Genomic DNA, 18,373 nt, shown 5'->3' with positions numbered 1-18,373 from the left:
CGCGAATCGGCGGGTCACCAGGCGGTGGCGACCTCGGCGTGGGCGCGGAGGATGCCCTCCGTGGATCCGGCGGGGGCACGCCCGATGCCGCACTCCGTGGCGACGCCGAACTCCGGCGCGAACCGGACGGCGGCAGCGATCCGGCGACGCGCACCCTCCGCGCCGTCCTCCCGGTGCACGAGGCCGAGGTAGAGCTCCTCGACCGGGGTGAGCGCGGCAAGCGGAGCGAAGTACGCCTCGTCATCGTGGCCGATCGGCACGGGAAGGTGCAGCCAGGTGAGCGGACGGTGGGCCGCGGCGATGACGGCGTTGGCGTAGCGGACGAGGGAGCCGGCGTCGGTCGGCTCGAAGAAGTGCTTCTCCCCCGCGTCGCCGTAGCAGAGGTGCACGCCCACCTCGACGTCGTCCGGGACGGCGTCGACGAGGGCGGCCAGACGCGAGACGAGTCCGTCGAACGGGTCACCGGGCCACCACGCCTCCATGACGGCGCCGTAGCCGGAGGCCCCCTCGAGGATGCCCATCTCGCTCGCGACGTCCCACTGCACCGCGAGGTCCTCGTGGGGGATCGCGGCGAGGATCCCGTCGAGCTCACCGAGCATCGCGGCGGTGTACACGGGCTCGATCGCGGCCCGGTCGTCGCCGTGGAAGAACGAGGAGATGACGGCGAGCGGTGTCGGCAGCGACACCTGGAACCGGGTGCCCGCCGCGACCACTCCCTCCTCACGCAGCCGCGCGAAGAGCCCGTACGACTCGATCGCCGCGGAGGCGTAGCCGAGCGCAGGGAGCGCGATCGTCGCCGGGTCCACGCCCTCGGCGATCCGGAGGCCCCGGGCGTCGATGCCGGCGGGGAACGGGATGGGCTCGTCGCCGATCCGCTCGATGCCGTCCGCCTGGCCGATGACGTCGGGCTGGAACATGATCCAGTGGAACCGCTTGCCGACCTCGCCGTCCGGGATGCGACGCAACCGGTCGCCGAGCAGCTCCGCCGCGGTGCGCATCGTGGTCTCGGCGTCGTCGAAGTTCACACTGCCCACGAGAAGGGCACCCTGGGGCTGCGTCATGCCCTCAGAATATCCCTCGCCGACCCACCCCCTTCCGGCCGAGCCACCCCTCTGCGTGCGGCCGGAAGGGGGTGGGACACACGCAAGGGGGTGGGTCGGCGAGGGGAGGTCGGGATTAGGATTGCCTAAGAACCCGCCGCCTCCGGGGGCAGAACGACGGGAAGGATGCAAGCAGCATGGGATTCATCACGTCTGCGGCACTCGCCGAGACCGGATACGTGGTCCTCGACGACGAGACCACCCCGGTGGACCCGTCCGAGTGGCTCGACCTCGAGTACGTCGGCTGGCGCTCCTCCGGCATCACCCGCTTCGCGCCGCTGTCGAGCTATGCGGGCGAGATCGACTGCAACGGCTTCTGGAACCACACGCCGCCGCGCACCGACAAGGACGGCGTCTGGATTCCCTCACAGGTCGCGATCGCCCCGACCCTGCAGCGCCGCGCCCTCGCCCCGGGCGCCGGCGTCGGCCGCTGCCGAGTCATCGAGCTTCAGCCGAACGATTACGCCGACGCGATCTACAACCTGCACCAGGACGACAACAACCGCCTCAACGAGCCGGGCACGGGCTGGGTGGTCCGCGGGTATGACAACCTCACCGACGACACCGACTCGATGCTCATCCTCCGCTCCGACCGGTTCGACCCGGCCACCGAGGTGCGGCTGCCGCTGCGCGCCGGCTCCCGGATCATCGTCGACACGCAGCGCTTCTGGCACGCCGTGTGGCATCGCGGGACAGGTCCCCGGTACGCGCTCATCACCTCCTGGACCAGCGGTCCCGAGCTCGACGCGTACATCGCCGCGCACCACGGCGACCCGCATCCCCCGACGGTCGACCTCGACCCGCGTGTGGTCGACGAGGCCCAGGTGGAGATGCACCGACGGATCGAGGAGCGCCGTCGCGCGTTCGAGGCGCAGGGCATCGTGATGGAGCCGCCCGCCGACATGAACCTCGTCGGCTGAGGCTCAGACCGTCCGGCCGCCCTCGATCCGCACGACCCGGTCGACCGTCCCCGCGGGCGGCGCCACGTGCGAGATGAGCAGCACCGACTGCTCCCCCGTCGCCCGCAGCAGGTCGCGCAGCAGAGCATCCGAGGCCTCGGGGTCGACGCCCGCCGTCGGCTCGTCCAGCACGAGCACCGGGAAGCCGCGGAGCAGCGCGCGAGCCAGGGCGATCCGCTGCGCCTGACCTCCGGACACCAGCGCGCCGCGGTCGCCCACTCGCGCATCGAGGCCTCCGCACTCGCGCACCCACGCCGCGAGTCCCACGCGGTCGAGCACGGCGAGGAGCTCCTCGTCGGTGGCCGTGTCCCTGGCGAAGAGGAGGTTCTGCCGCACGTCCTCGTCGAAGAGCTGCGGCTGCTGCTCGCACAGGCCGACGACGCGGCGCAGCGACGGCCCGGACAGCGCCGCCGCGTCGAGATCGCCGATCCGGTACTCGCCGTCCACGCGGAGGAAGCCCACGAGCGCGGCCGCCAGCGAGCTCTTGCCCGCCCCGCTCGCCCCGGAGACGAGCACCCGCTCGCCGGGCGCGAGGTCGAGGTCGATGCCGGTCAGCGCCGCCGCTCCTCCGGGCCAGTGCGCCGTGGCTCCCCGCAGCGTGAGCGCGGGGACGCCGTCGACCTCGACGTCCTCCCCCGCGTCGGTCCGCAGCTCCGGCGGCATCCGTTCGGGCAGCACGTCCACGATGCGCTCCGCGCTTGCGCGGACGCTCCGCCACGAGGCCGCCGCGATCGGCACGGCGCCGAACACCTCGAACACGACCATCGGCACGAGCACGGCGACCGCGAGCCACGGGGCGTCGATGGCCCCGGTGGCAAGGCCAGGGGCTGCCACCGCCAGCGCCCACACCGAGGCGGCGCCGGCCATCAGCGAGACGACGCCGGCGGCGACGGCCTGCGCCAGCGACGCCCGACCGACGACCCGACGCAGGGCGGCATCCGCGACGCGGATCCGCTCTCGGGCCTGCGCCTCCGCGCCGAACGCGAGCAGCACGTCGAGGCTGCCGAAGTAGTCGACGAGGGCCGCGGACACCTCGGCCCGACGCGCCGACACCGCGGCCTCTGCACGGGAGCCGAAGATCCAGCCCAGCCCGACGGCGGCGAGCGCGGCGACGAGGAGGCAGACGGCGAGGGTGAGCGCGGCGGGCGGCGACACGAAGGCGAGGAAGCCGACGGCCCCCACGGCGACGACGCCCGAGACGGCGAGCGGCTGCACGACCCGGAGCGGGAGGTTCTGCAGGTTCTCCACGTCGTCGACGAGGGCCGCGAGCACCTGGCCGCGGTCCGTCGCGCCGAGCCCCGCCGGCGAGAGCGGGATGAGGCGGCGCACCATGTCGGACCGGGTCGTGGCGAGCTGCCGGAGCGCGGCGTCGTGACCGCTCAGCCGCTCGAGGTACCGCGTGACGGCCCTGGTCACGGCGAAGAACCGCACCCCGACGACCGCGATGGACAGCGGCACGAGGGAGTCGACGATCGACGCGCTCACGATCAGCCAGCCGCTCACCGCGAGCAGGCTCACCGCGGCGGCCGCCGACAGCACACCCCAGATCAGCCCGGGGAGGAAGCGTCGGAACGGCGGCTGCGCGAGCCGGAGCACCGCCCGGACCCGGTCGTTGCGGGTCGTCTCGCTCATGCGCTCACCCCCAGCGCCACGATCCGGTCGGCGATGTCCCGGGCCGAGCGGCGGTGCGAGACGAGCAGGACGGTGGCGCCGGCATCCGCCCGTGCGCGCAGCGACCGCCACAGCCGCTCCTCGGTGTCGGCGTCGAGGGCGCTGGAGGGCTCATCCAGAGCGAGAAGTCGCTCGGGCATCCCGGCGTGGCGGTACAGCGCCCTGGCCACCGCGACGCGCTGCGCCTGTCCTCCGGACAGCCCTGCGCCCTGCACGCCCAGCACGCGGTCGGCCTCGATCCCTTCGGCGCAGGCGGTATCCAGAGCGCTGCGCACACGGGCGAGGTCGGGATCGGCATCCCCGAGGGCGACGTTCTCCGCGACCGTGCCCCGCAGCAGTCCCGGTGCCTGCCCGGCCCAGGCGAGCCAGTCGGAGGGTGCGAGGTCGACGACGTCCCGTCCGTCCCAGGTCGCCGAGCCCGTGTGGTCCACCGCTCCGCGGAGGGCGGCGAGCAGACTCGACTTGCCCGAGCCGCTCGGCCCCTCGATCAGGGTCACCGTCCCCGGCTCCGCGACGAACGACACCGGCGGCAGGTCCCGCACCCGCAGCCCCTCGACCACGAGTCCGCGTCCCCCCGGCACGACGTCGACACGGCTGCCGGTCGAGTCCACGGGGGTCGGTCGTGCATCCGTGCCGAGGTCGTGCGGGCGCACCCCACCGCGGTCCCGGTCACGCGCCGCATCGAGCACATCGAAGACGTCTTCCGTGGCCGCGACGCCCTCGGCCGCCGCGTGGAACTGCACGCCCACCTGACGGATGGGGAGGAAGGCCTCCGGGGCGAGCAGCAGCACGAAGAGACCGACCTCCAGACTCAGGTCGCCCGACAGCAGCCGGAACCCGACCGCGACCGCGATGAGCGCGACCGCGAGCGACGACAGCAGCTCCATCGCGAATCCGGAGAGGAACGAGAACCGCAGCACCTTCATGGTCTCGCGGCGGTACTCGTCGGCGGTCACCTCGATGCGGTCGGCCGCCCGACGGTCCCGGCCGAACAGCCGCAGCGTCGACAGCCCCTGCACCGTGTCGGCGAAGCGGGCGGCGAGGTGCTGCAGCGTCTGCCACTGCTTCTTCTGCACCGTGCGGGTCGCGATGCCGATGAGGATGAGGAACAGCGGGATGAGCGGCAGGGTGATGACGGCGGTGAGCCCGCTCGGCCAGTCCTGCCACCACATGACCGCGACGAGCACCGGCGTCGCGATGACGGTGAGCACGAGCTGCGGGATGTACCGCGCGAAGTACGCATCCAGGGCTTCCAAGCCGTGACCGGCGGTGACGGCGATCTGCGTCTGGTTGCGCTGTGCGAGCCACCCCGGGCCGAGGCGTCCGACGGCCGCGACGAGCGCCGCGCGCAGCTGCATCCCGGTCCGGGCGGCGGCCTGCGTGCCCGCGGCGTCGGAGGCGGCGATGAGCAGACCCCGCAGGAGGGCGGTCCCGAGCAGCCAGAGCAGGGTCGCGGTGACGTCGCGCCCCGCGATGGCCCCCACGACCGCCTCGGTGAGCAGCCACGCGAAGGCGATCGTCACCGCGGTCTGGAGGATGCCGATCGCGGCCGACGCCAGGAGGAACCCCCGGGCGGCGGCCGCGTATCGGAGCAGCCTCGGATCGACGGGTTTCACGCGTGCGCCGGAGCCCCCTCGATCGACCGGCGGGTGACGCGTTTGCGGAACACCCAGTAGGTCCAGGTCTGGTACGCGATGACCAGCGGAAGGGCGATCAGCGCGGTCCAGCTCATGATCTGCAGCGTATACGGGGTGCTGGACGCGTTGGCGATCGTGAGGCTGTACGCCGGGTCGATGGTCGACGGCATCACGAACGGGAACAGGGCGGAGAACAGCATGACGACGGCGAACATGACCGTGAGCATGCCGGAGAAGAACGCCCACCCCTCGCGGCGGACCAGCGAGAAGCCGACCGCCGCGATCAGGCTGACCGCCGCGAGCGCACCGGCTCCGATGACCAGCCAGAGCAGCGGAGCCTCGCGGCCCATCGCTATCGCGACCGTCCAGATCACCGTCGCGGCCGCGACGAGGATCGTCGGGATGGCGGCCTTCTTCGCGAGCTTCTGCGCGTCCTCGTGCACCTGGCCGTCCGTCTTCAGCGCGACGAACAGCACGCCGTGCAGGAAGAAGAGCAGCAGGGTCGTCACGCCGACCAGCAGCGCGTACGGGTTGAGCAGAGAGAAGAAGCCGCCGACGTAGATGTGGTTCTCATCGATCGCCACCCCCTGCACGATGTTGCCGAAGGCGACACCCCAGAGCAGTGCCGGGACGACCGAGCCGATGACGATCATCCGGTCGAAGCCCTGCTTCCACTTCCGGCTCTCCCGCTGATGGCGGTACTCGAACGAGACGCCGCGGAGGATGAGCGCGAGCAGGATGAGCAGCAGTGGCAGGTAGAACCCGCTGAACAGCGTGGCGTACCACTCGGGGAACGAGGCGAAGAGCGAGGCGCCTGCCACGATGACCCACGTCTCGTTGAGGTCCCACACGGGACCGATCGTGTTGATGACCTGTCGGCGGGACACGTCGTTCTTGCCGAGGAACGGCAGCGACATGCCCACACCGAAGTCGAACCCGTCGAGGACGAAGTAGCCGACGAACAGGAAGGCGACCACCCAGAACCAGATCGTTGCGAGATCCATGATGCTCGTTCCTCTCAGTACACGACCGACGGCAGCTGAGCCGTCTCCTCATGGGGCTGTTCGTCGGTGTCCGGCCCCTTCTGGGCGGCCTTGACGATCAGCCGGACCTCGACCACGGCCAGCGCGGCGTAGATCGCGGTGAAGGCGATCAGCGAGATCAGGACCTCGAGCCCGCTCACGCCGGGCGAGACGCCGTCGCGGGTGGACATCAGGCCGAACACGATCCAGGGCTGTCGACCCATCTCGGTGAACACCCAGCCCATGATGTTGGCGGCGAGCGCGAGCGGGAACGACCAGATCGCGACCTTCCACATCCACGGCGCGACCGGCCTCGTGGCCTTCTTGCGGGTGACCCAGAGGCCCGCGACGGCGACGAGGGCGGCAGCCATGCCGAGGCCGATCATCCAGCGGAACGACCAGTACGTGATCCACAGGACGGGGGCGAAGTCGGTGAGGCCGGTGCTCGCGTACGTCTGGGCGTATTCGGCGTTCAGGTCGTTGATGCCGTGCACACAGGCATCGAGCGTGTGGGTCGACAGCAGCGACAGCAGATACGGCACCCGGATCGAGAACAGCTCCGAGCTGCCGTCCGGCGTGCCCAGCGTGAAGATGCTGAAGGAGGCGTCGGCGCCGCAGACGGTGTTGAACGTCGCCTCGGCGGCGGCCATCTTCATCGGCTGCGCGGCGTACATCGCCAGACCCAGCTGGTCGCCGGTGAGCACGACGCCCGCGGTGGAGAAGATCATCGCCCAGAGGCCGAACTTCAGCGAGATGCGCATCGTGTCGAAGTGCTGCCCGCGCGCCAGGTGCCAGGCGGACACCGAGATGACGACACCGGCGGCGAACATGAGCGCGCCGAAGATGGTGTGCGGGAACGCGGCGAGGGCGACCGGGTTGGTCAGCAGCGCCCAGAAGTCGGTGAGCTCGGCGCGGTTGGTCACCTCGTTGTACGTGTAGCCGACCGGGTTCTGCATGAACGCGTTGGCGGCGATGATGAAGTACGCCGACAGGATGCTGCCGATCGAGACGCACCAGATGGTGGCCAGGTGGATCTTCTGCGGGAGCTTGTCCCAGCCGAAGATCCAGAGGCCGATGAAGGTCGCCTCGAAGAAGAACGCCAGCAGGCCCTCGAAGGCGAGCGGGGCGCCGAAGACGTCGCCGACGAAGCGGGAGTAGTCCGACCAGTTCATGCCGAACTGGAACTCCTGCACGATGCCGGTGACGACGCCCATCGCGAAGTTGATGAGGAAGATCTTGCCGAAGAAGCGGGTGAGGTGCAGGTACTGCACCTTGCCGGTACGCACCCACGCGGTCTGGAAGATGGCGGCGACCAGCGCCATGCCGATCGTCAGCGGGACGAAGAGGTAGTGGTAGACGGTCGTCAGGCCGAACTGCCATCGGGCCAGGGCGAGCGGATCAAGCCATTCCATGAGCGACTCCCGTTCTGTTCGACGCCTGCGCGGCGGTGTCGCGCAGCTGCACGGTGCATTCGGAGGGCAGCGCGGCCTCGCGCACGCACTCGGCTTCGAGCGGACCCCCCGCTTCTGCAAGGATGCCCTGCATCAGCCCGAGATGCACCTGGCATAGCATCGGGCGGTCCTCCGGCCGGCCGGCCGCGTGCGGGCACGGGCTCAGGTCGACGGTCAGACCGCGGTCGTCCACGACCGGCTCGAAGCCGCTCTCCTCCAGGTGCTCGACGAGGGCGTCGAGCTGGTAGGTGGCGTCCTTGCCGAGGGCGGTCCCGGTGCCGGGGAGGACGCTGCGGAGCAGGTCGCCGCGACGGGCGGCGGCCTTGGCCTTGTTCCGCGCGACCGGGCTGGAGGCGTCAGGGGCCCCGGTGGCGGCGCGGTACAGCGTGCGCGGGCGACCCCGGGTGGTGCGGTGCTCCACGGTCGGGATGACGTAGCCGCCCTCGATGAGCCGCTGCAGGTGCTCGCGCACCGTGTTCGGGTGCAGGCCGGTGGCCTCGCACAGGTCGCCGATCGCGAGTTCTCCGGAGGCACCGGAGTGCCCGGCCTCGAAGAGGAGGTGCAGGATGCGCACCCGGGAGTAGCTGGAGATCGGCCCGCAGACGGACCCGCCGTTGGACATGTCTCAATTATCGGCCGGGGCCGACGGCCGCCGGGGGAACCGGGCCGTGAATAATCGCCTGGTCGATAGGGATGTCTGATCCCGCCGATAGCCTGGGGGCATGGCCACCCGGAAACCCGCTCCCCCCGCGTACGTCTGCACCGAGTGCGGGTGGACGACGGCCAAGTGGGTCGGTCGCTGCGGGGAGTGCCAGCAGTGGGGCACGGTCCAGGAGCAGGCCGCGCAGACCGGCATCCTCCGCCGCGTGAACGCGCTCGCGCCGACCGCCGACCGCGCGGCGCGCCCGATCACGCAGATCACCACGCAGGACGCCCCGCGGCGCACGAGCGGCGTCGGCGAGTTCGACCGGGTGCTCGGCGGCGGCATCGTTCCGGGAGCCGCGATCCTCCTCAGCGGAGAGCCCGGCGTGGGCAAGTCGACCCTGCTGCTCGAGGTGGCCGCGCAGGCGGCACAGAGCGGGCGACGGGTGCTCTACGCGAGCGCCGAGGAGTCGCCGGCCCAGGTGCGGCTGCGGGCGGAGCGCACGGGTGCTCTGCACGACGAGCTCTACCTCGCGAGCGAGACCGATCTCGCCACCATCCTCGGTCACATCGACGAGGTGCGGCCGCAGCTCGTCATCGTCGACTCCGTGCAGACCGTGTCGTCGTCGCTCACCGACGGCGCGGCCGGCCAGCCCAGCCAGGTGCGGGAGGTGGCCGCGACCCTGATCCGGGTGGCGAAGGAGCGCGATCTGCCGATCATCATCGTCGGCCACGTGACCAAGGACGGCCAGGTGGCGGGGCCTCGGGTGCTGGAGCACCTCGTCGACGTCGTGTGCCACTTCGAAGGCGACCGGCAGACCTCGCTGCGCTTCATCCGTGCCCTCAAGAACCGCTTCGGTCCCACAGACGAGGTCGGCTGCTTCGAGATGACCGGAGACGGCATCGCCGAGGTCCCCGACCCCTCCGGCCTCTTCCTGTCGCAGGGCGCCTCCGAGCCGGGGACCTGCGTGGCCATCTCCCTCGAGGGTCGTCGGGCCCTCCCCGTCGAGGTGCAGGCGCTCACCGTGCCGAGCAACGCCCCGAACCCCCGGCGCATCGTGCACGGCCTCGACTCCTCGCGGGTGGCCATGGTGCTGGCGATCCTCGAGCGCCGGGCCGGCGTGCCCACCGGCAGCCTTGACGTCTACGTGTCCACGGTCGGCGGGGTGCGCTTCACGGAGCCCGCCGCCGATCTCGCCATCGCGATCGCCGTCGCCGGGTCCATCCAGATGATCTCGGTTCCGCGCACGGTCGCCGCCGTCGGCGAGCTCAGCCTCGCGGGCGAGGTGCGGCCGGTGACGCAGGCCGCGCAGCGGCGGTCCGAGGCCGCCCGGCTCGGCTACGAGCAGGTGGTCGACGACCGCTCGAAGACACTGCGCGCGGCGCTGGGCGACATCAGGTCACGCAACAACACCCGTCGTCCCGACCGCGACATCCCGCCGTTCTGAGCCGGAGGACCGCCCGGGTCAGGCGTCGAGCGCCTTGAGCAGCTCCACCGGGTCGGCCTGCATCGGGTGCGGTCCCGCGATGTCGAGGAACACGGTCGTGATCGGGTGCGCGGAGAGGAAGGCGCGCAGCCAGGCGGCGTCGTAGATGCCGACGCCGGGCGGCAGGTTCGCGGGCTTGTTCTTCGCGTCGCTGAAGAGCAGCAGTGCGAGGTCGCCCGAGTTCGGGTCCCGATAGGTCCACACCTCGCCGCTGTCGAGCGGGTTGTCGCGGGCTCCGGGCTTGATGAGCGGGACGACGGTGGTGCCGTGGCGCAGCGCGAGGGCGACGGCCGCGACGTCCTGCTTCTCGAGGGCGAGCGCCAGAGCCTCCGACCGGAAGTCCTCGGGGGCGGGCTTCTTCTTCGCGGACTTCGCCTTCTTCGGTGCCATGCATCCAGCTTAGGCATCGAGGCCAGTGCGGCGGATCCCGGAGAAAGATTGGGGCCCTCTCGAGTCCTCCATTGGGGACTGGGGTACTCGAGAGGGCCCTCGGACTCTCGAGCGGCGGTGTCGAAGCGCTGGGGACGCTGTAGTTCGACGCCACTGGGGATGGCATGTTGCCGCATAGCGGGAGAGTCACCTCTATGGTATCCCAAAGACCGGGCCCTGTCAGCACAGGTGCCCATCATGCGCTCAGAACAGGAGGATCTGGGTGGTGGTGGCGCTCGGGAACCCGCCGATCGAGACGCCCACGTGATACGAGGCGCCGCCGCCGGGAGCCCGCTGGCGGTTCTCCTGTGCGCAGGTCTCGACACTGGAGCGCGTGCGATCCCAGACCACCGGCTCCTTGCTCACCACGGTGGACCCGGCGGTGAGGGTGGCGATCATGCTGCTGGGGTTCTCCTGGCAGTCGGTCGAGCGCCACCACTCGTCCGAGCCGCTGGAGATCGTGAACACCTGGGTCGTGGAACCCACGTCGATCGTGCAGTCCTTCGTGCCCTTGTTGGTCAGGGAGATCGAGAGCTTCGGGGAGGCGCCGTCGGGGTAGGACTCGGCGTCGGTGACCGCCTTGACCTCGATGTCCTTCGCCTCGCAGGCGACGACGGCCGGGGTGGCATCCGCCGACGGCGAGGGGGCGGGCGAGGCCGATCCGGACGGCGTGGGTCCGGGAGAGGCGGAGGAGGTCGGCGCGGGTGCCGGCTCCTGCGCGCCGGTGGCCGCCCACGGCCGGGCGATGAGGAGCCAGACGGAGGCCCCGACGATCGCGAGGACGAGGATCAGCCCGAGCAGCACGGCCAGCCGCCGACGGCGGTAGACGGCTGCAGAGTGTCGGGGCATGCCTCCAGGTTAAGCGATCCGCCTCCGCGAGCCTGGGAGGCGCGAGGCGGTCGGCCGGGGCTCAGAGCACCTTGAGCATGCGCGTGTTGCCGAGCGTGTTCGGCTTCACGTGCGCGAGGTCGAGGAACTCCTCGACGCCGGCGTCTCCACTGCGCAGGAGCTGCGAGTACACGTCGGGGTCGACGACCTGTTCCCCGATGGGGGTGAATCCGCGACGCCCGAAGAAGTCGACCTCGAAGGTGAGGCAGAACAGGCGCGTGAGTCCGAGGGACCGCGCGTTCTCCTCCAGCTGCTCGACGATCGCCCGTCCGACGCCGTGGTGGAGCCAGTCCTCGCGGACGAGCAGGGTGCGCACCTCGCCGAGGTCCTCCCAGATCACGTGCAGAGCCCCGCAGCCGATCAGCTCCCCGTCCGCCTCGGCGACGACGAACTCCTGCACGGCCCCGTAGAGCACGGCGAGATCCTTGCCGAGCAGGATGCGCTGCTCCACCATCGGCTGGAGCAGGTTCCGGATGCTGACGATGTCGGCGCTGCGGGCCGGCCGGACGATGTACGCGCTCACCCGACCAGCCTAGGACCCGCTCCTCCCGACGACTCCCAGACGCGGCGGAGTGGAGACGACGAAGGGGCGGATGCTGTCGCATCCGCCCCTTCGGGTGATCGTGTCGAGGATCAGTCGTTGCCGGTGATCGCCAGGTCGGGCGTGCCGGAGATCGCGCCGCCGCCGGTGTTGACGCCGACCGCGACCTTCTCGCCGCGCGGGCCGTGCTCGAACAGGAACTCCCCGTCCTTCGCGTCGACCTTCACGTGGTCGCCCGAGTCGAGCTCGCCGTGCAGGATCTTCTCCGACAGACGGTCCTCGATCTCGTGCTGCATCGCGCGACGCAGCGGGCGAGCGCCCAGGGCCGGGTCGAAGCCGATCTCGATCAGACGCTCCTTGGCGGACTGCGACAGCTCGATCGTCATGTCGCGGTCGAGCAGACGCTCGCCGAGGCGCTTCGTGAACAGGTCCACGATCTGCACCAGCTCGCTCTTGCTCAGCTGCGGGAAGACGATGATGTCGTCGACGCGGTTGAGGAACTCGGGCTTGAAGTGCCGCTTGAGCTCCTCGTTGACCTTGCCCTTCATCCGCTCGTAGCTCGTGGCGTTGTTGCCCTCGATCTGGAAGCCGACGGGGCCGCCGGCGATGTCGCGCGCACCGAGGTTCGTGGTCATGATGATGACCGTGTTCTTGAAGTCCACGATCCGCCCCTGACCGTCGGTGAGGCGACCCTCTTCCAGGATCTGCAGCAGCGAGTTGAAGATGTCCGGATGCGCCTTCTCGATCTCGTCGAAGAGGACCACGCTGAACGGCTTGCGCCGCACCTTCTCGGTGAGCTGGCCACCCTCTTCGAAGCCGACGAACCCGGGAGGGGCACCGAACAGCCGCGAGACGGTGTGCTTCTCGCCGAACTCGCTCATGTCGAGCGAGATGAGCGCGGCCTCGTCGTCGAAGAGGAACTCCGCGAGCGCCTTGGCCAGCTCCGTCTTTCCGACACCCGTGGGGCCGGCGAAGATGAACGAGCCCGAGGGACGCTTCGGGTCCTTGAGGCCGGCACGCTGACGACGGATGGTCTTGGAGAGCGCCGCGATGGCCTCCTCCTGACCGATGACGCGCTGGTGCAGCGCCTTCTCCATGAAGACGAGTCGGCTGGACTCCTCCTCCGTCAGCTTGAACACGGGGATGCCGGTCGCCTGGGCGAGCACCTCGGCGATCAGGCCCTCGTCGACGACCGCCTGGGTCGCGACGTCGCCCGCACGCCACTGCTTCTCGAGACGCAGACGCTCGGCGAGGAGGCTCTTCTCCTCATCGCGCAGCGAGGCGGCCTTCTCGAAGTCCTGCTCCTCGGAGGCGATCTCCTTCTGCTCGCGCACGGCGGCGATCTTCTCGTCGAACTCGCGCAGCTCGGGCGGGCTGGACAGGATCGACAGACGCAGACGTGCGCCCGCCTCGTCGATCAGGTCGATGGCCTTGTCCGGGAGGAAGCGGTCGGAGACGTAGCGGTCGGCGAGGTTCGCCGCGGCCACGATCGCGCCGTCGGTGATCTGCACCTTGTGGTGCGCCTCGTACCGGTCGCGCAGCCCCTTGAGGATGTTGATCGCGTGCGGCAGCGTCGGCTCGTTCACCTGCACCGGCTGGAAGCGGCGCTCGAGCGCGGCGTCCTTCTCGAAGTGCTTGCGGTACTCGTCGAGCGTGGTGGCACCGATCGTCTGGAGCTCACCGCGGGCGAGCAGCGGCTTGAGGATGCTGGCCGCGTCGATCGCACCCTCGGCGGCACCCGCACCCACGAGGGTGTGGATCTCGTCGATGAAGACGATGATGTCGCCGCGCGTGCGGATCTCCTTGGTGACCTTCTTCAGGCGCTCCTCGAAGTCACCGCGGTAGCGGGAACCGGCGATGAGCGAGCCGAGGTCGAGCGAGTAGAGCTGCTTGTCCTTCAGCGTCTCGGGCACATCGCCCTTGACGATCGCCTGGGCGAGACCCTCGACGACGGCGGTCTTGCCGACGCCGGGCTCGCCGATCAGGACGGGGTTGTTCTTGGAGCGACGGGAGAGGATCTGCATGACCCGCTCCGCCTCCTTCTCGCGCCCGATGACCGGGTCGAGCTTGTTGTCGCGCGCGGCCTGCGTGAGGTTGCGACCGAACTGGTCGAGCACCTGCGAGCCGCCCTGCGCACCCGAGGGGGTGTCGTTGGACTGCGCGCCGACGGACGCGGGCTCGCGGCCCGGAGCGCCGGAGAGCAGCTGGATGACCTGCTGCCGCACCTTGTTGAGGTCGGCGCCCAGCTTGACGAGCACCTGAGCGGCCACGCCCTCACCCTCGCGGATGAGGCCGAGGAGGATGTGCTCGGTGCCGATGTAGTTGTGACCGAGCTGCAGGGCCTCGCGGAGGCTCAGCTCGAGCACCTTCTTGGCGCGCGGCGTGAACGGGATGTGGCCGGTCGGCTGCTGCTGACCCTGGCCGATGATGTCCTGCACCTGCTCGCGCACGGCGTCGAGGGAGATGCCGAGCGACTCCAGCGCCTTGGCTGCGACGCCCTCGCCCTCGTGGATGAGGCCGAGCAGGATGTGCTCGGTGCCGATGTAGTTGTGGTTGAGCATCTTCGCCTCTTCTTGGGCGAGGACGACCACTCGACGGGCTCGGTCCGTGAATCTCTCGAACATGTTGACTCCTTATTCGCACGGGGCGAAGACGCATGAAGCGCTTGTACATCGAGAGTAACGACCAGAAATGGCGGGTATGCCCGTGTTCGCCGTGGGCATAGCGAGGCCTTGACGGGTTTATCGACAGTCGTTATGTTAACGAAAGTCGATAAACACCGACTCTCAGGAGGAGCTCATGCTCGCCATAGAAAGACGCCCCTCGCTCGCCGACGGCATCGCGCTCGGGCTCATCGCCACCGGCGCCGTCAGCGTCGGGATCGGGGCCATCGTCGCCGTCGCCCAGGCCGCCGGCGCCTTGTTCTCCCCGTCGCCGACGGTCGCGATGCCGGTGCACGACGTCGGCCTCGCCGCCCTCGACGGCGTGGCCGGGGTCGAGGGCGCCACCGTCGACTCCGCCCTCGTCACCCTCACCGCGCCGCCCACGGGCGCCCGCTGGCTGTTGCTGCTGGAGACGGCGCTGCCCGCGCTCGCCACCGTGGCCCTGTGCGCCGTGGTCTGGTGGCTGGGCGTCTCCCTCATCCGCTCTCGGCCGTTCCGCGCCTCCCTCGGGTGGATGTTCGCCGTCGCCGCCTGTCTGCTGATGGCGGGCACCCTGTTCGGGCAGCTCGCCGGCGGCATCGGCCGCGCCGAGATCGTGAAGGATCTGGCCGCGACGGACCCCGCGGTTGAGGACGTGCTGTGGACGCTGCTCATGGAGTTCGATCTCGCGCCCGTGGGGTGGGCGTTCGCGCTGGCTCTCGTGGCAGGTGTCTTCACCATCGGCCGCCGCCTGCAGCGCGACACGGAGGGGCTGGTCTGATGATCTCGTTCGGCTCGGAGGCCGTCTGGCTGTCTCTGCTCAACATCGGGATCGCGCTCGCGGTCTGTGCGGCCGTCGTCGCCCTCGTGGTCTGGAACAGCCGTCGCCGTGGCAGCCCCACGGTCGCCCTCGACGCGGCGCTCACGCTGTCCGGATGGTGGATCACGCTCTCCGTGCTGGGCGCGGTGGTCATCGTCGTCAAGGCCTTCACCGTGGACTGGGCGGAGCTGCACGGCGCGACGACCGTGTTCCTCGACTGGCCCGCGAGCCTCCCGTGCTCGGAGTACGGCGACAGCACGACGACGATGCTCACCTGCGGCGGTACGGAGCTGTCGGACTTCACGGTGGGCCACGCGTCGCTCGGGCTGCGCCTCCTCGCCGCGGCCGCACAGCTCAGCACCCTCGCCCTGACCACGATCCCCGCCGTGGTCCTCGCGCTCATCTGCTTCCACACCCTCCGCGGCCGCGCGTTCTCCCGCACCGTGACCCGCGCCCTCGTCGGGGGTGCGATCGCGTTCGGGGTGCTGGGCGTCTTCTCGGATCTCCTCAACGGCATCGCCGCCACCACCGGACTGCGCGAGGCCCTGCCGGCGGACAGCACCTGGTACCCGCACACCTGCTGGCTCACCGTCACACCGCTGCCGTTCGCCGCGGCGCTCGGCCTCCTCGCCCTCGCCGCGGTGTTCCGTCAGGGCATGCGCGTGGAGCAGGAGCGGGCCGCCCTGGAGCGCGAGACGGAGGGCCTGGTGTGAGCCCGGCGGAGAGCGACGACGAGTTCACCGGCATCCACTGCCGTCTGGACGAGCTGCTGGTCGCCCGCGGGATGACGCTGACGGAGCTGAGCGCCGCCGTCGGCGTCAGCATCGTGAACCTGTCCGTGCTGAAGAACGACCGCGCCCGCGCGATCCGCTACTCCACGCTGCGGGCCATCTGCGAGGCGCTCGACTGCGAGGTCGGCGACCTCCTCGTCCTCGCCGATCGCTGACCCCTCTCGACCCACCCCCTTCCGCGCGCCCCGGCCTCATACGGACGCACGCAGGGGGCCGGGACGCACGAAGAGGGGTGGGTCAGCGGGAGGGCGAGCACGGTCACGCACGGGAATGCAAGCCCCTTCTATGAGTCGGCTGTGAGTGGGTACCGTCGCCTCATGATCAGCACCCGCATCCCCTCGCGTCGCGGCCTCCGCCTCCTGGCGATCGCCCCGGCCGCTGCCCTCGCCCTCTCCCTCGCGGCCTGCGCCGGAGAGAGCCGCCCCTCGGTCGACGAGGTCGCCGACGGCATCCAGAAGGTGTTCGAGGGCACGCCGCAGGAGGAGGCCATGACCGACGACGCCGCCACCTGCCTGGCGGAAGCCCTGGTCGACTCCGATCTCAGCGACGAGACGCTCGGCTACATCGCCGACGGGGAGGACAAGCAGCGGGACGAGGCCGACAAGGCCCTCACGACCCAGATCATCCAGGACAACCTCCAGGACTGCGTCACGCCCTGAGGGCGGCACGCAGCGAAGGGTGACGGCCTGGGAGGGCGGCCGTCATCCTTCGTCATATCCACCCAGGGAATTCTCAGGCTCTCCTAGCGTTGAGCCTCATGGCGCGCACTCGGCGCGCCGCGATTCTGGAGTCCCCACCTCAATGAGCACCACCGCACGCGCCCAGAAGGCGCCAGACACCCGCGGGCCGGTCCGGAAGCTGCTGACCTCGTTCGGCTTCCAGATCATCGCCGCCCTCGTCCTCGGCATCGCCGCCGGTCTGATCGGCCGCCAGCTCGGCGCCACGGCTGAGAACCCGACCGCCCTGTCGGCCACCCTCGACACGATCGGCAGCTCCTACGTCACGCTGCTGCGCGCGGCCGTCGTCCCGCTGATCTTCACCGCGATCGTCGCCAGCATCTCGAACCTCCGTCGCGTGCAGAACGCCGCCCGCCTCGCCGGCCAGACGATCCTGTGGTTCGCGATCACCGCCTTCATCGCGGTCATCATCGGCATCGTCCTCGGCCTCGTGATCCAGCCGGGCAGCCGCGCCGGCGAGGGCCTGGAGCCGGGCGAGCCGTACACGGTCGGCACCTGGTGGAACTTCCTCCTCGGCCTCATCCCGCAGAACTTCCTCGGCCTGACCGTCAGCACCTCCCCCGGAGCGACCGAGGGTGCGTTCACCTCGAGCGTCGGCTTCAACATCCTGCAGGTCATCGTGGTCGCGGCCGTCGTCGGCATCGCGGCACTCAAGGCCGGCAAGAAGGCGGAGCCGTTCCTCGTCTTCACCGAGTCGCTGCTCAAGGTCATCCAGCGCGTGCTGTGGTGGATCATCCGCATCGCCCCGCTCGGCACGTTCGGCCTCATCGGCTCCGCCGTCATCAAGTACGGCTGGGAGAAGCTGGCATCGCTCGGCTGGTTCGCCGCCGCCGTCTACATCGGCCTCGCGCTCGTGCTGTTCGTCGTGTACCCGATCCTGGTCCGCACGCACGGCCTCTCCATCAAGCAGTACTTCTCCGGTGTGTGGCCGGCGGTGCAGCTCGCCTTCGTGAGCCGCTCCTCCATCGGCACGCTTCCCCTCACGGAGCGCGTGACCGAGCGCAACCTCGGCGTGCCCCGCTCCTACGCCTCGTTCGCCGTGCCGCTGGGTGCGACGACGAAGATGGACGGCTGCGCCGCGATCTACCCGGCCATCGCCGCGATCTTCGTCGCGCAGTTCTTCGGCATCGAGCTGAACTTCGTGCAGTACCTGCTGATCGTGATCGTCTCGGTCGTGGGTTCCGCCGCCACCGCGGGCACCACGGGCGCGGTCGTCATGCTCACGCTGACGCTGTCCACCCTGGGGCTGCCGCTCGAGGGCGTCGGCCTGCTGCTCGCGATCGACCCGATCCTCGACATGGGCCGCACGGCCGTGAACGTCGCGGGTCAGGCCCTCGTCCCCGCGATCGTCGCGAAGCGCGAGGGCATCCTCGACGAGGAGCTCTACAACGCGCCGCGCGAGGGCCTGCCCTTCGCCGACGACTCCGGCGACGACGCCCCCGAGGCGCCCGCCGCCTCCACCCCGGAGCCCGCCGGCGCACGCTGACCCGGTCTCCTCGAGAGCGCCCCACCTCCTTGCCGGAGGTGGGGCGCTCTTCGTCTCTCCCTCCCCCGCC

17 protein-coding genes are annotated in these 18,373 nt (G+C 70.4%); 7 read left to right on the top strand and 10 right to left on the bottom strand.

Annotated elements, in window-relative coordinates:
* Positions 1–14 precede the first annotated feature (14 nt).
* Positions 15–1,061, bottom strand: a complete 1,047-nt coding sequence (locus ACIQID_RS13005) for a hypothetical protein (protein WP_400285560.1) — start codon at positions 1,059–1,061, stop codon at positions 15–17.
* A 176-nt stretch (positions 1,062–1,237) separates the two neighbouring features.
* Here ACIQID_RS13005 and ACIQID_RS13000 point away from each other — a divergent pair, with 176 nt between their 5' ends.
* Positions 1,238–2,020, top strand: coding sequence for a hypothetical protein (locus tag ACIQID_RS13000; RefSeq protein WP_400285557.1), 783 nt, complete (start codon positions 1,238–1,240; stop codon positions 2,018–2,020).
* Positions 2,021–2,023: 3 nt separating this feature from the next.
* Here ACIQID_RS13000 and cydC read toward each other — a convergent pair whose 3' ends face one another.
* The 5 genes from cydC to ACIQID_RS12975 are packed head-to-tail and all read right to left on the bottom strand — an operon-like array spanning position 2,024 to position 8,462.
* Positions 2,024–3,691, bottom strand: coding sequence for a thiol reductant ABC exporter subunit CydC (cydC, locus tag ACIQID_RS12995; RefSeq protein ID WP_400285554.1), 1,668 nt, complete (start codon positions 3,689–3,691; stop codon positions 2,024–2,026).
* A complete protein-coding gene (cydD, locus tag ACIQID_RS12990; RefSeq protein ID WP_400285551.1) occupies positions 3,688–5,346 on the bottom strand; it encodes a thiol reductant ABC exporter subunit CydD in 1,659 nt (552 codons plus the stop codon). The genes cydC and cydD overlap by 4 nt, the downstream gene beginning before the upstream one ends.
* Entirely contained in the window at positions 5,343–6,371 is a 1,029-nt protein-coding gene (cydB, locus tag ACIQID_RS12985; protein ID WP_060922499.1) for a cytochrome d ubiquinol oxidase subunit II, read from the bottom strand. Before cydB ends, cydD begins: the two co-directional genes overlap by 4 nt.
* 14 nt (positions 6,372–6,385) lie before the next feature.
* Positions 6,386–7,801, bottom strand: coding sequence for a cytochrome ubiquinol oxidase subunit I (locus ACIQID_RS12980; RefSeq protein WP_312674988.1), 1,416 nt, complete (start codon positions 7,799–7,801; stop codon positions 6,386–6,388).
* Positions 7,788–8,462: a metalloregulator ArsR/SmtB family transcription factor gene (locus ACIQID_RS12975; protein WP_025105484.1), complete on the bottom strand. Its 675-nt coding sequence runs from the start codon at positions 8,460–8,462 to the stop codon at positions 7,788–7,790. Before ACIQID_RS12975 ends, ACIQID_RS12980 begins: the two co-directional genes overlap by 14 nt.
* A gap of 100 nt (positions 8,463–8,562) precedes the next feature.
* Here ACIQID_RS12975 and radA point away from each other — a divergent pair, with 100 nt between their 5' ends.
* Positions 8,563–9,930, top strand: a complete 1,368-nt coding sequence (gene radA / locus ACIQID_RS12970) for a DNA repair protein RadA (protein WP_400285545.1) — start codon at positions 8,563–8,565, stop codon at positions 9,928–9,930.
* A gap of 18 nt (positions 9,931–9,948) precedes the next feature.
* On the opposite strand, the gene ACIQID_RS12965 is transcribed toward radA, so the two are convergent.
* From ACIQID_RS12965 to ACIQID_RS12950, 4 genes are all read right to left on the bottom strand, one after another.
* The gene (locus ACIQID_RS12965) at positions 9,949–10,359 is read right to left on the bottom strand and encodes a dehydrogenase (RefSeq protein ID WP_400285542.1); all 411 of its coding nucleotides are present in this window, start codon (positions 10,357–10,359) and stop codon (positions 9,949–9,951) included.
* Positions 10,360–10,602: 243 nt separating this feature from the next.
* The gene (locus ACIQID_RS12960) at positions 10,603–11,247 is read right to left on the bottom strand and encodes a hypothetical protein (protein ID WP_312674980.1); all 645 of its coding nucleotides are present in this window, start codon (positions 11,245–11,247) and stop codon (positions 10,603–10,605) included.
* Positions 11,248–11,308: 61 nt separating this feature from the next.
* Complete coding sequence (locus ACIQID_RS12955; RefSeq protein WP_312674978.1) at positions 11,309–11,809, bottom strand: amino-acid N-acetyltransferase; 501 nt, start codon at positions 11,807–11,809, stop codon at positions 11,309–11,311.
* Positions 11,810–11,919: 110 nt separating this feature from the next.
* Entirely contained in the window at positions 11,920–14,451 is a 2,532-nt protein-coding gene (locus ACIQID_RS12950) for an ATP-dependent Clp protease ATP-binding subunit (RefSeq protein ID WP_071329948.1), read from the bottom strand.
* 175 nt (positions 14,452–14,626) lie between these two features.
* Between ACIQID_RS12950 and ACIQID_RS12945 the strand changes: the two genes are divergently transcribed.
* From ACIQID_RS12945 to ACIQID_RS12925, 5 genes are all read left to right on the top strand, one after another.
* On the top strand, positions 14,627–15,250 hold the full coding sequence (locus tag ACIQID_RS12945) for a hypothetical protein (RefSeq protein ID WP_400285535.1): 624 nt from the start codon (positions 14,627–14,629) through the stop codon (positions 15,248–15,250).
* Positions 15,250–16,002, top strand: a complete 753-nt coding sequence (locus ACIQID_RS12940; protein ID WP_400285532.1) for a hypothetical protein — start codon at positions 15,250–15,252, stop codon at positions 16,000–16,002. The genes ACIQID_RS12945 and ACIQID_RS12940 overlap by 1 nt, the downstream gene beginning before the upstream one ends.
* Positions 15,999–16,235, top strand: a complete 237-nt coding sequence (locus ACIQID_RS12935) for a helix-turn-helix transcriptional regulator (protein WP_071329944.1) — start codon at positions 15,999–16,001, stop codon at positions 16,233–16,235. The genes ACIQID_RS12940 and ACIQID_RS12935 overlap by 4 nt, the downstream gene beginning before the upstream one ends.
* Before the next feature lie 162 nt (positions 16,236–16,397).
* Entirely contained in the window at positions 16,398–16,739 is a 342-nt protein-coding gene (locus ACIQID_RS12930; RefSeq protein WP_331201244.1) for a hypothetical protein, read from the top strand.
* Between the two features lie 142 nt (positions 16,740–16,881).
* Entirely contained in the window at positions 16,882–18,303 is a 1,422-nt protein-coding gene (locus ACIQID_RS12925; protein WP_312674968.1) for a dicarboxylate/amino acid:cation symporter, read from the top strand.
* Positions 18,304–18,373: the final 70 nt, after the last annotated feature.

It is taken from the genome of Microbacterium sp. NPDC091676, from assembly GCF_044756645.1.
GTDB lineage: Bacteria > Actinomycetota > Actinomycetes > Actinomycetales > Microbacteriaceae > Microbacterium > Microbacterium paraoxydans_D.
Note: the sequence above shows the minus strand (reverse complement) of the source record. Positions and strands in the feature narration are given on the sequence as shown.